The sequence below is a fragment of the Treponema zioleckii genome (assembly GCF_014737315.1).
Lineage (GTDB): Bacteria > Spirochaetota > Spirochaetia > Treponematales > Treponemataceae > Treponema_D > Treponema_D zioleckii.
In genome coordinates this window covers 1-13,685 of record NZ_JPUF01000027.1, presented here as the reverse complement: position 1 = coordinate 13,685, position 13,685 = coordinate 1, and the positions used below count along the sequence as shown (strand labels likewise).

Genomic DNA, 13,685 nt, shown 5'->3' with positions numbered 1-13,685 from the left:
GCAAAGGCGTCAATTTTTAGGTGCGGTGGTTTCCGTGTCTAGAGTTGACGCCTTTTTATTTTTGCGGAGGTTTATATGAAAAATGTGCCGGAACTTTTTGGAAGTATGGTTTTTAATCAGAGCGTAATGAAAGAAAGACTTCCAAAAGAAACTTTTAAAGCTCTCAAAAAAACACTCGACGACGGAGAGCCGCTTAAAATCGATGTTGCGAACGTTGTTGCCCACGCAATGAAGGAATGGGCAATCGAAAAGGGCGCAACGCATTACACTCATTGGTTCCAGCCGCTTACGGGAATCACTGCCGAAAAACATGATTCATTCATAAATCCGCAGGATGACGGAACTGTTATTATGAGTTTTAGCGGAAAAGAGCTTGTAAAAGGTGAGCCGGACGCTTCTTCATTCCCTTCGGGCGGACATAGAGCGACTTTTGAGGCGCGCGGATATACTGTCTGGGATCCAACATCATATCCGTTCATCAAAGAGCACACTCTCTGTATTCCGACTGCATTCTGCTCGTACACGGGCGAAGCTCTGGACAAAAAGACTCCGCTTTTGCGTTCAATGGAAGCGCTCGACTTTCAGGCAAAGAGAATCCTAAAACTTTTCGGAAAGACCGTTAGCCACGTTGCAACGACGGTTGGCCCGGAGCAGGAATATTTTATTGTTGACCATGATTTGTGGGCACAGCGAAAAGACCTTAGAATGACCGGAAGAACCCTTTTTGGTGCAAAACCGCCAAAAGGTCAGGAGATGGACGACCAGTATTTTGCGGCATTGAATCCGAGAATCGTAAAATACATGGAAGATTTGAACGATACACTCTGGAAGTACGGAATTCTTTCTAAGACAGAACACAACGAAGTTGCTCCTGCACAGCACGAGATGGCTCCGATTTTCTCTACGACAAACCTTGCCGTTGACCAGAATCAGCTCACCATGGAAGTTATGAAGAAAGTTGCTAAGCGCCACGGTCTTGAATGCCTTCTTCACGAAAAACCATTTGCCGGACTCAACGGAAGCGGAAAGCACAACAACTGGTCAATGAGCACGAATGCCGGCGAGAACCTCTTGGAGCCTGGAAAAACCCCTGAGTCTAACGCACAGTTCCTTTTGTTCCTCACCGCAATTTTGAAGGCAGTTGACGAGAATCAGGATTTGCTCCGAATTTCTGTAGCTTCTGCAGGAAACGACCACCGACTCGGAGCAAACGAAGCACCGCCTGCAATTATTTCTGTTTACTTGGGAGACGAACTTTTTAAAGTCCTGGAATCTATTAAAGACGGAACACCTTACGCTGCCGAGAAAAAAGAAAAAATGACAATCGGCGCGGACGTTCTTCCGCCAATTCCGAAGGATTCAACAGACCGAAACAGAACTTCGCCTTTTGCATTCACAGGAAACAAATTTGAATTCCGCTCATGCGGTTCTGCGCTCTCAATCGCGACTCCAAACACCACGCTCGACGCAATCGTTGCAGATGTTTTGAAGACTTTTGCAGACGAACTTGAAAAGGCAAGTGATTTTGAATCTGCATTGAATTCGCTCATCGCGCGCGAAGTAAAAGCTCACTGGCGAATCGTATTCAACGGAAACGGTTACGACGAGTCTTGGAAGACAGAAGCTCACAAACGTGGACTTTTGGAACTTAAAACTACTCCAGACGCAGTCGCTCATTATCTTGACGAAAAGAACGTTCGGCTCTTTACAGAACTTGGCGTTTACACAAAAGAGGAGATGGAAGCTCACTACGAAATCAAGCTCGAAAAATACTCGCAGATGCTGAACATTGAAGTGAACACAATGGTGGAGATGATTTACAAAGATATTCTTCCAGCAAGCTACAAGTACATCGGCAAGGTTTCAAAGACCGTTATGGATTTGAAGGCTGTTGTTCCGTCTGCAAGCGGATATGCGCAGGGCGTTGTTCTTGCAAAACTCGACTCGCTCACCGAAAGCCTTTCTAAGAAGACTGACGAACTTGCAAAAGTTCATGCGGAGGCTGAAAATGCCGGAGATGCAATGGCAGTTGCAAAGGCTTATGCCGACAAAGTGATTCCGGTTATGGAAGAGGCAAGAAAAATCGCGGATGAGATTGAGCCACTTTTGGGCGAGGAATACAAACCATTCCCGTCTTACGAGGATTTGTTGTTTAAAGTTTAATTCCCTAAAAATTAGATAAAACCTATTTCAGTATTTTGGAGGAAAAAATTCATGCCATCACTTTATTCACCGACATTCGAGCACGATTCATGCGGAATCGGGGCTGTGGTCAGCATTGACGGAAAAAGGACTCATCGCGTCGTAGACAACGCTTTAAGCATCGTTGAAAAACTTGAGCACAGGGCGGGAAAAGACGCGACCGGCGAAACTGGCGACGGGGTGGGAATTCTCGTTCAGATAAGCCATGAGTTTTTTACCAAAGCTGCCAGAGAATGTGGAATCACCCTTTTTGAGGAAGGTGATTATGGTGTTGGCATGTTTTTTCTCCCTCGCGAAAAAAATTTGCAGAATCTTGCAAAGGAACTTTTTGAGAAAAAATGCGAGGACCACAATCTTACGTTCCTTGGCTGGCGAAGCGTTCCTGTAAACGAAAAAGTTCTCGGAAAAAAAGCCCTTGAGTGTATGCCTAAAATTGAGCAGGCTTTCGTTCAGCGACCAGAAAACGTTCAAAAAGGAATTGATTTTGACAAAAAACTTTACGTTCTGAGGCGAGATTTTGAAAAAGAATCAGAAAAAATCGTAAAGAATTACGTGGCTTCCCTTTCGAGCAGAACGATTGTTTACAAAGGAATGTTCCTTGTTCATCAGCTCAGGACTTTTTACAAGGATTTGACTTCTGAGGATTACAGTTCGGCTCTCGCAATCGTGCACTCGCGATTCTCCACGAACACGAACCCAAGCTGGGAGCGCGCTCACCCGAACAGGCTCATCGCGCACAACGGCGAGATAAACACAATCCGCGGAAACGCAGACCGAATGACCGGCAGAGCGGTGGAAATCAATCTTTTGGGCTCGGATTCCGCAATGCTCGACAACACTCTCGAATATCTTATGATGAACGGACTTCCGCTTCCGCTCGCGATTATGATTTGTATTCCTGAGCCGTGGAAGCACAACGAGGCAATGGAAAGCTCCAAGCGGGATTTTTATCATTATTGGGCAACGATGATGGAAGAATGGGACGGTCCTGCCGCGATTCTGTTCAGTGACGGCGAACTTTTTGGCGCGACTCTCGACCGCAACGGTTTGCGCCCGTGCCGATATTACGTTACGGACGACAACATGCTCATTCTTTCAAGCGAAGTTGGCGTTTTGGAAATCGACGAAAAATCAATCGTCAAAAAAAGCAGGCTTGAACCTGGAAAAATTCTTCTTGTAGACACAAAAGAAAAACGAATAATCAGCGACGAAGAATGCAAGTCATTTTATGCAAAGCAGTACCCTTACGGCGAATGGCTTGATTTGAATCTTCTTCACCTTGCGGACATAAAAGTTCCGAACAAGAAAATTGACGTGAGCACACAGGAAGAGCGGGACAAACTTTACCGTTCCTTCGGATGGGCACTTGAAGACGTGAATGACATGATTCTTCCGATGGCAAAAAACGGTGTTGAGCCGACTGCCTCAATGGGAATCGACACGCCTCTTGCAATCCTTTCAGAAAAGCATCCGCCTCTTTATTCATATTTTAAGCAGCTTTTCGCTCAGGTTACGAATCCGCCGATAGATTCGCTTCGCGAAAAAATCATTACCGACCCGACGGTTTACGTTGGTACTGACGGAAATCTTCTTGAACCGAAAAGCTCAAACTGCAAAATCCTCGAAATTAACAACCCTGTTCTTACGGGCGTTGACGTTTTAAAAATAAAGTCACTGGACAAAGACGGATTCAGGGCAAGAACGATTCCGCTTGTATTTGAACTTTTTGCCGAAGAGAAAAAAAAGATTGACTTGAAGGCCGAACTTGACTCGCTCTTCAAAAAAATTGATTTGGCTTACGAAGAAAAATGCAATATTCTGATTCTTTCTGACCGTGGAGTTGATGAAAAACACGCGGCAATCCCGTCGCTTCTGGCGGTGTCTGCCGTTGAGCAGTATCTTATCCGCACGCACAGACGCACTCAAATTTCAATAATCATCGAAAGCGGCGAGATTCGTGATGTTCATCAGGTGGCGATGTGTCTGGGCTATGGTGCGCGTGCCGTAAATCCGTATCTTGCTCACGAGTGCATTGCGGAGCTTATCGACAAAAAACTTCTCGACAAGGATTATCACACTGCAATCGACGACTACAACAAGGCTCTTTTGAACGGCGTTATAAAAGTTGCGGCCAAAATGGGAATTTCTACGATTCAGTCGTATCAGTCCGCACAGATTTTTGAAGCTGTTGGAATTTCAAAGGAACTTATTGACGAATATTTTACGAACACCACGAGCCGAGTTGGCGGAATCACGCTCAAAGAAATTGAAGAAGACATTGCTTATCATCACGAGGAAGCATATTCAAAGCAGCAGAAAAAACTTTCGACTGCCATAAAACTTGAGCCGAACGGATTCCACAAATTCAAACCGAACGAGCAGAGCGAAGACCACATCATAACTCCAAAAGTGATTGCGGCTTTGCAGGATTCAACCCAGAGCGGAAATTACGAAAAGTTCAAAGAATATGCGGCCTTGGTCGATGATTTTGACCATCCGCACACTTTGCGCGCTCTTCTTGATTTTGACTACGAGAACGCAAAGGCAATTCCGATTTCTGAAGTTGAGAGCGAAGAAAGCATTGTTCAGCGATTCAAAACTGGTGCGATGAGTTACGGTTCAATTTCGGAAGAAGCCCATAAATGCCTTGCCGAAGCGATGAATCATCTTCACGCAAAATCAAATTCTGGTGAGGGCGGCGAAAACCCGGAGAGATTCGGAACAAAATTCAACAGCGCAATAAAACAGGTTGCTTCTGGACGATTTGGTGTGACGGAAGAATATCTTTTGAGCGCGAAAGAAATTCAGATTAAGCTCGCGCAAGGAGCGAAACCGGGCGAGGGCGGCCATCTTCCGGGCAAAAAAGTTCATCCGTGGATTGCAAAGGAGCGTTACAGCCAGCCGGGCGTTTCGCTAATTTCTCCTCCACCGCATCACGATATTTATTCTATAGAAGATTTGGCACAGTTGATTTACGACTTAAAAAACGCGAACCGCGATGCAGATATTTCCGTTAAGCTTGTAAGCGAAGCCGGAGTCGGAACGATTGCGGCGGGTGTTGCAAAAGCCGACGCGCAAACGATTTTGATTTCTGGTCATGACGGCGGAACTGGCGCGGCACCGATAAGCTCGATTCATCACGCGGGACTTCCGTGGGAACTTGGTCTTACTGAGACGCATCAGACGCTCGTGATGAACGGACTTCGTTCTAGAGTGCGGCTTGAAACCGACGGAAAACTTATGACGGGACGCGACGTTGCTATTGCGGCGATTTTGGGAGCCGAGGAATTCGGATTTGCCACCGCGCCTCTGATTTCTATGGGCTGCCGAATGCTCAGAGTTTGTAACCTTGACACTTGTCCTTTTGGAATTGCAACGCAGAATCCGGATTTGCGTAAAAAATTCCCGGGAAAGCCTGAATACGTTGAGAATTTTATGATTTTTACGGCAAGGAATTTGCGTGAAATTATGGCAAAACTTGGAATCAGGACGCTGGACGAGATGATTGGAAAAACCGAGCTTTTAAAACTCAAAAAAGAGCCTCCGTCTTCTCGTGCGAGCCTTTTGGACGTTAGCGGGCTGATTGGATTCAAATTGCCAAAAAATGCTAAAACTCGATTTGACAAAAATGATGTCTTTAATTTTTCGCTCAATCAAAAAAAAGACATTCAGGATTTGCTCCCGCTTTTTGGCACCGTTCCTTTGCAGGCTGCGAACGAAATTTCTTGCGAATTCAGAAATGAATTCAAAATTGACTGTACCGACAGAACTCTCGGAACGATTTTGGGAAGCGAAATTCAAAAAACTTACGGCTCAAAACTTCAAGATGATTCCTTTGCGGTGCACTTTAAAGGCGGGGCAGGGCAGTCTTTTGGTGCGTTTGCTCCGAAGGGGCTCTCACTTATTCTTGAAGGCGACGCGAACGATTACGTTGGAAAAGGCTTGAGCGGCGGAAAAATCGTTATCTTCCGACCAAAAAAGGCACAGTATGCAGCTGAAGAAAATATAATCGTCGGAAACGTGGCTCTTTACGGCGCGACCAGCGGAAAGATTTTTATAAACGGCAAAGCCGGCGAACGATTCTGCGTAAGAAATTCTGGAGCAACTGCCGTTGTTGAAGGCTGCGGCGACCACGGACTTGAATACATGACTGGCGGAACTGCCGTGATTCTCGGTTCGACTGGCAAAAATCTTTGTGCCGGCATGAGCGGCGGAAAAGCTTTCGTTTTGGACAGCGAACACACTCTTTACAAAAAGCTCAACAAGGAACTTGTGGAAATGCACGAACTTGAGAGCGAGGAAGACAAGACCGAACTCAAAAATCTGATTTTCCAGCACGAGCGCGAAACTGACAGCGCAAAGGCGAAAGTGCTGCTTGCCGACTTTGAATCCCACGTAAAGGATTTTAAGGTCATCACTGCAAGAAAAGCCTAACTTCTTTGGTTTTAAATGCCACCGGCGGCATTTAATATATTGCCCCATTCTGCACTCAGTAACTCCGCAGAATGGGGTTTTTTTATTAATTCAGCACGAAAGCGGTGTATTCTAGAATAATAACGGAATTTTTGATTAAAATAGAATAAAAATTGAAACTGCATTCTGACAGGATAAAACGGAGTTTTTATGTTTAAGACAATTATTATTTTTATTTTGCTTGGGATAATTTTTTACCTGATTTTGGACAAAAAGAACGTAAAAAAGAATGATGTAAAATCTTTTTTGAATATGTTGGCTAGAAAAATTAAAGATGTGATAAACAGTTTTTGTGATTCACTAGACTCGCTGTTAAACTCCATAAAAGAAAGGACGCGGCGACTTAAAATTGCAAGAAGTTCAGCTGGTGAAAATAAGAATCAAAACAATTCATTTGCTTCTAGAAAAAAAATTTAAATTACACGACGGATTTTTAACAGGATTTTTGATTGCAATTTTTGTTGGCTGTTTTGAACTTATAGGCTTTGTCGTAAAACTTCTTGCCAAGTTGATTTTTTTGATTTTAATCATTGTCATTGCCGCTTTTGCATATAAAAAGATGATGCTGGATTTTGACGGAACTTATGCGAGTGAGAGAATCGTTTATACTCAAAAATATGGATTTTGCAAGTTGATAACCTACTATCCGGATTATCAGACAGGAAATGCGAAAGGATTCGCAATAACAAATATTTCGTTTGGGGCGTTGTTTACAGAAAAAGTTCAGGCGAATAAAAACGGAACTGACCCTGCCGATTCAAAAGAAATGCTGGACGCATATCAACTGCGGGCAACTTTGGGCGATAATATTTGGGTGGATTCCATTGACAAAAACTTTGCTGGACGTAAAAAAAGGCACGAAGAGTTTTAACATCGAAAATTATGGAAAATATTTTATTTTCGATGCAAAAGATGTTGGTTTTGAAAATCCGTATTACTAGTAATGACAAAAAATGGGAGAAAATGAATGAAAATCTTGGTTTTGAACGGAAGTCCGCACGAAAACGGAAATGTCGGAAATGCGATTAAAAATCTGCTTTTAAAATATGATTCGGGTGAGAACGAAATTTTCTATCACAACGTGCACGAACTCAATTTTGATTTTTGCCGGGGATGCATGGCTTGCCGAAAAACCGGAAAGTGCGTTTTGAAGGATGACGACGCACACAAAATTGCCGGCGAAATAAACTGGTGCGATATGATAATCGTCGGAACGCCAGTTTACTGGGGCAACATGAGCGGAAAACTCAAATCGCTTTTTGACAGACTTGTAGGCGTTCTTATGACAGAATCGAGCCGAGGAATCCCGAAGCCACTCCAGAAAGGCAAAAAAGCGGTAATCGTCACTTCTTGCCGGACACCGTTCCCGTTCAACTACATTTTTGGGCAATCGACCGGGGCTGAGCGAGCCTTAAAAGAAATCCTAAAATATTCAGGATTCAAAATCATAAAGAAAATTCATTTGGCGGGTCAATAGTAAGCAAGGCCTTTGCATTGTTACATGCAGACAATTTTTTGCACCAGTATCATAATCAGAATCTGCAAAGTCTGTCATTCGTTGGCGCGACTTACCGCGGTTCTGAAAATGACAGGCTTTGCAGAAAATTCGCAATTCGCTCTATTTGAATATGTAATAGAAGCTAATTGTCGTTTTGTAGGTTTGACCGTTTTTTGTGTAGACGAAAGTTGGTTTTACGATAATCGTGTCGCCTGCATTGTTGAATCCTGGAAGATGACCGTAAGTCAGTTTTGCGTTTTTTGGGTCATATTCAAAGAATACGTTGCTTTTTGCGCCCCAATTCTGAACGTAGCCATTTTTGTCGCACCAAAATCCCGTGGTCGCTGTTGGCGTTAGGTTCAAGTTGCCGTTTGGTTCGGTAAGCGCAAGGATTATTTTGCCTTCCTGAGGATAAATCGTTTTACCTGCCTGCGGCTGGATTATGCAGTTTTTTACTTCTTGTTCAGAAAGATTGAAATTTACGGCAAGTTTTTTTATCACTTCGATTGCCGAAAAATCAAGTTCGCCCAAAACGTAGTCCTTTTTTTGAGGATTGCAGTAAACTCCAAAAGCAACGTTTCCGTCATTTGGGTTTGCGAACGGGGCAGTGTTCTCAAAGTAAAGCTCGTAAGGCCATTGCAAGTCGTCGGCTTCGGTGTCGTTCCAAAAGTGGTGTGTGTAGTTTTGCGGTGAAGCGAGCACGACCAAATAGAATTCATCAAAATCTTCGGTTACGTCCATGAATGCCTGTGCCGATTTGCCTTTTGCCATTTCGCCGTAAACTGGTTTTGAATTTTTGATTCCCACGAATCCGAGTCTAAAATTTGAATCTGTGTGTTTTACACCGTTTTCAATGTTGTTGTTGTAGTTTCTGGTTGTTCCGATAACTTTTCCGTCGCTGTTAACGACTTCGCCCTTGTCGTTTGCGCAAAGCTCGCTACCGACTGCGAGTGCGTCAAGGTTTGCTGTAACGCGAGTATTTTTTGCAGGATTCTTGAGTTTTATGATGTTGAATCCAGAAGTTGAAGGGCAGCTTGAATATGCCGGGCGGAATTTTTTGTTCAACTGAATCAAATTTGTGTTGTAGGTCGCGAATCGTTTTTGGAAGTTTGCGTTGATTTTTCCAAAATCGTAAGTGACTGCATGACTTGCGTACTCGTAGTAATCATTCCATGTTCGCTCCCAGTTCCCGTTGCAGATGAGTCTTGTGTAGGCTTCGAGCGGGTCTTCCGGGAATGAGCTGTATTTCCACAAGTTGCTGAATGATTCGATTCCGTATTTGTTCGTAAAATAATACATGAACCAGAAACTTTGGTAGCGCATTGATTCGTCGTTAAAGTGACGGTGAGTGTTTTTTGTAAAAAGATAGTAGTTCTGCTCAAAAGCCTGCTGCGGGTAGAGCTGATATGCCTGGAATTGTGCCGACTGTTCCCAGAATCCGTTTCCGCCGCTTCCGTTTGGTCCGAATCCGTATCGCCAGCCATATTTATAGTTGTTTGCGGCTCCTGTTAAAAGTCGGTCGCAGTAAATCTGATACTGGAACGTGTGTCCGATTTCGTGCGCGATGGTTTTTCCCACCGGTTTGCAGGTTGACGGATTGACCCAAAGTGCGCCGATTACATTGTCGTAGCCTGAGCCTGTCGCAAGCCACTCTTTTTGGTATACAAGATAAATCTGGAGCTTGTACTTGTCGAGGTTCGAAATTCCGTAGCCTGTAGTGCACATTTTGAGCGTGTTCACGTTAAGATTGTAGAATTCCTCAGCTTTTGCAAGAAGGTCGTCAACGTCTACGCGCATTTCGTAAGGCAGGCTTGAAGAATTCGGGTTTGAGCCAAAAGGTTTTTCCCAGAATACAAAAAAATGTTCGCTCTGTTTAAAACGATGCCAAGAGTATTTTGAGTTCGCATTGAACATGTCAAAATTGAATGATGCTGGCTTGTAGTATTTGCCGTAATCTTGAATGTCTGCCGGTGAATTTACCCTTGCTGGATTTGAGTAGACTTTAAAAGATGGGGATGTGATTCCCAAATCAACTTGCGAGAGCTCTGATTCATTTTCAGATTCGTTCTCGTTCTGAATCGTAAAACTGCAGCCACAAAAAAGCACTGCTGCAAAAACAAAGTATTTAAAATTTGTAATTTTCATAGTGGCGGAATTATGATTTTAAAATCTTGCACTGTCTATCAAAATATTGTCATTTTGATGTAATTCTTTTCTGTGCCAAAAAAAAATATTTTCACATTGGAGATTTTAAATTAATTAATTTAACTTGTAATTTTGAAAATTTCTGTTTTTCGAGGTACCATAAATGCTTTTTACGAATCAGAGTTTGGCGGTATAATATTCAAAAATTAGAAAATTCAGAGAATTGAGGAGTAAAAAATGGCTTGCACAACAATTTTGGTCGGAAAAGATGCTTCTTACAACGGTGCGACTTTTATTGCGCGGAACGAGGACAGTCCTTCGGGACAGTTCTGCGAGAAGAAATTCGTCGTTGTTTTGCCGAAAGACCAGCCTTTAAAATACAAAACGATACTTTCCCATCAGGAAATCGACTTGCCTGAAAATCCGCTTCGCTACACATCCACACCGAACGCGAATAAAAAAGATGGAATTTGGGCGGCTCATGGAGTTAACTCGGCGAATGTTGGAATGACCGCGACCGAGACAATCACTTCCAACGAGCGCGTTTTGGGTGCCGACCCGCTTTTGAAAAAGGGCGGAATCGGGGAAGAAGATTTGAACGTAATCGTTCTTCCGTACATAAAAACTGCCCGCGAGGGAGTTCTGCGGTTGGGCAGCCTGCTCGAAAAATACGGAACTTACGAGATGAACGGAATCGCTTTTTCAGACGAGAACGAAATCTGGTGGCTCGAATCAATTGGCGGGCATCACTGGATGGCCAAGCGCGTGCCTGATGATTCTTACGTTGTTATGCCGAATCAGCTCGGAATCGACAGCTTTGATTTTGATGATACCTTCGGCGCGAAAAAAAATCATCTCTGCTCGGCAGATTTGAAGGAATTTATCGCGGAAAATCATCTGGATTTGACTTTGCCGGGCAAAAAATTCAACCCGCGGGAGGCGTTCGGAAGCCACGATGATGCTGACCATGTTTACAACACGCCTCGCGCGTGGTACATTGAGCGTTTTTTGAATCCGAAAACCGCAAAATGGGACGGAGATGACGCGGATTATACGCCGTCTTCCGACGATATTCCGTGGAGCATGGTTCCTGAGAGAAAAATTACCGTGGAGGACATAAAATATCTGCTTTCGTCACACTACAACGGCACAAAATACGACCCTTATGGTTCTTACGGCGAAAAGAATATGCGGGGAGCTTTCCGCTCAATCGGAATCAACCGCAACGATTCTCTTGCGATTATCGAAATCCGCAAAGAAATGCCAGCAAACTGCAAGTCAATTCAGTGGATGGCATTCGCCTCAAATGCTTTCAATGTTATTGCACCGTTTTATACGAATATCGAAAAAACTCCACGATATTTGTCCTATGTTCCGAGAAGCGTTTCAACCGAAAGTTTTTACTGGTGCGCCCGCTTGATTGCTGCCCTGAGCGATGCCGGCTACGCAAAATGCCTGAACCACATTGAGCATTATCAGTTTGCCGTCGGTTCAAAAAGTCACGAGATTCTAAAAAAATACGACAAAATCATTGCTGCCGCGGCGGAAAGCGAAGCCATATCTCTTTGCGAAAAAGCGAATGCCGAAGTTGCCCAAATGCTAAAAGAGGAAACCCAAAAGACGCTGGACAAAGTTCTTTATGAAACAAGCTGCCTGATGAAAAACTCATACGCAAGAAGCGACGCGTAAAAAACTGTTGCCATGCGGAGCAATCTGCATGGCGACTTTTTATTTGTGATAATGTGTTCCGCACTGCAAGATTTCTACATAAGACTTATCTCCGTCTTCTATAATTCTGTAGACAATGCGGTTAAAGTCATCAATTCGTCGGCTCCAATAGCCTGTAAAATCATCTTTTAGAGGTTCTGGTTTCCCGATTCCAGTGTAGCCGTTACGGTCAATATCTTTTAAAAGGGCTTCAAGTTTCTTTACAAGTCGTTTGTCAGAATGAAGGTTCAGAAAATCTTCCCATGCTTCATCAGTCCAAAGTTTATCCATCAATTAACCTCGTCGATTTCGTGCTTGGTTAGTTTTCCTTGCTTTGCGTGTTCAAGAGAGGTTCTGAGTCTTTTTTGATTTTCTTCGCTCCAAAATGGGTCTGCTTTAATTTCGAACGGAATGCGGTTTTCTCGCAGGCAGGCGTTCATAAACATGTTTACGGCAGCGGTTACACTGATTCCAATTGAGTCGCAGAATCCTTCAAAAGAATATTTGCGCTCATCATTCGTTCTAATGCTCATTGTTGCCATAAAAACACCTCCTAAAGTGTTATTTTATAACACAATGTAACACAATAGGCTGCATTCTGTCAAATTTTCAAAATTTTTCGAAAAAAAATTTGTGTAGGGTACCCTACACAAAGGGATTGACTAAAGCCCTTTGTGCGAAATCTCGCTTCGCTCGATTTCGCACAAAATATAAATTCTTTGGAGGATTTTATGAAAAAAATTCTTTCTCTTATCTCTTTTGGATTGCTCCTTGCATCAGGAACAATGGGACTCATGTCTTGCTCTGACGACGAGGACAGCGGTGAATATACCTATACGGACAACAGTTCTGTTGAGTACAAGAATGACAAAAAGTGAATCTTCTACACAAACGGATTCCAGAAGCGGCTTCCGTTGCTGTATGTAACGGCTAGGGCGGTGGCAGAAAAAACAATGCTGAAAGTGATTGTAAGATAATCGCTTTTTTTTCAGTTCTTTTGCTGAATACCATGTGCGTGTTTTGTGCTTGCCGAATCCGCGCAGTTCCATCGCATTCGTTACGGAATCAATTTTTTCCATGCTCGTGAAAACCAGCGGAAAAAGGATTGCGCCCATGTTTTTGATTCTTGAAAAAATGTTTGCCTTGGAAGACATTTCGATTCCGCGTGCTTCCTGTGCGTTTTTAATCCTGCTGAACTCCGTCTGAACGTCTGGAACGTAGCGCAGCGAGATTGCGACCGAATAGCTGGCGGTGTAGGGGAGCTTGATTCTGTTCAGGCTTGCCGCAAATTCGCTTGGGTTTGTGGAAGTGATGAACATAAAAACAGACGGAATTATGCTAAAATATTTTAGAACCACGTTCAGCTCATAAAAAAGCTGCTGCGAAGTGATTGTATATCTTTGCGAAATCCTGAACAAATCCGTGCGCGAACCATAAATCTTGCAGCCTTCGTATGGCGAGAACAAAAAGATTGCGAGCACATTTATTGAAAGAAAAACTGCAATCAGCAAGAACAGCGAGCGAACTTCTGACCATTCAGTTTTTGAAAATTTGAAAATCACAAAACTGAGCACAATCATTACGCCGAGGACTCTTGTGTCGTAGCTGAGCATTGTTGTGAGCGTACCACAAAATAAAAAAACAAGTTTGGTCAGACCGC

Annotated in this window: 9 protein-coding genes; 5 read left to right on the top strand and 4 right to left on the bottom strand. The window is 43.6% G+C overall.

Annotation, left to right across the window (positions count from 1 at the left end):
* The first annotated feature begins 75 nt into the window (after positions 1–75).
* The 4 genes from JI65_RS08560 (at position 76) to JI65_RS08545 (ending at position 8,152) form a co-directional block, all read left to right on the top strand.
* Positions 76–2,163 (top strand): glutamine synthetase III family protein, encoded by a 2,088-nt coding sequence (locus JI65_RS08560; protein ID WP_191015240.1) that lies wholly within the window; start codon positions 76–78, stop codon positions 2,161–2,163.
* Between the two features lie 51 nt (positions 2,164–2,214).
* Positions 2,215–6,636 (top strand): glutamate synthase large subunit, encoded by a 4,422-nt coding sequence (gene gltB, locus JI65_RS08555; RefSeq protein ID WP_191015237.1) that lies wholly within the window; start codon positions 2,215–2,217, stop codon positions 6,634–6,636.
* Positions 6,637–7,120: 484 nt separating this feature from the next.
* A complete protein-coding gene (locus JI65_RS08550; protein ID WP_191015235.1) occupies positions 7,121–7,546 on the top strand; it encodes a hypothetical protein in 426 nt (141 codons plus the stop codon).
* 96 nt (positions 7,547–7,642) lie between these two features.
* Positions 7,643–8,152: a flavodoxin family protein gene (locus JI65_RS08545; protein WP_191015233.1), complete on the top strand. Its 510-nt coding sequence runs from the start codon at positions 7,643–7,645 to the stop codon at positions 8,150–8,152.
* Between the two features lie 141 nt (positions 8,153–8,293).
* Here JI65_RS08545 and JI65_RS08540 read toward each other — a convergent pair whose 3' ends face one another.
* Positions 8,294–10,318, bottom strand: a complete 2,025-nt coding sequence (locus tag JI65_RS08540; RefSeq protein WP_191015231.1) for a DUF6055 domain-containing protein — start codon at positions 10,316–10,318, stop codon at positions 8,294–8,296.
* Between the two features lie 237 nt (positions 10,319–10,555).
* On the opposite strand from JI65_RS08540, the gene JI65_RS08535 reads away from it, so the two are divergent.
* Entirely contained in the window at positions 10,556–12,007 is a 1,452-nt protein-coding gene (locus JI65_RS08535) for a C69 family dipeptidase (protein WP_191015229.1), read from the top strand.
* 39 nt (positions 12,008–12,046) lie between these two features.
* On the opposite strand, the gene JI65_RS08530 is transcribed toward JI65_RS08535, so the two are convergent.
* The 3 genes from JI65_RS08530 to JI65_RS08515 form a co-directional block, all read right to left on the bottom strand.
* A complete protein-coding gene (locus JI65_RS08530) occupies positions 12,047–12,316 on the bottom strand; it encodes a Txe/YoeB family addiction module toxin (protein ID WP_191015226.1) in 270 nt (89 codons plus the stop codon).
* Positions 12,316–12,567, bottom strand: coding sequence for a type II toxin-antitoxin system RelB/DinJ family antitoxin (locus JI65_RS08525; RefSeq protein ID WP_191015224.1), 252 nt, complete (start codon positions 12,565–12,567; stop codon positions 12,316–12,318). Before JI65_RS08525 ends, JI65_RS08530 begins: the two co-directional genes overlap by 1 nt.
* Before the next feature lie 234 nt (positions 12,568–12,801).
* Positions 12,802–13,685, bottom strand: an 884-nt coding sequence (locus JI65_RS08515; RefSeq protein WP_197971926.1) for an energy-coupling factor transporter transmembrane component T family protein, incomplete at its 5' end; no start/stop codon positions are given.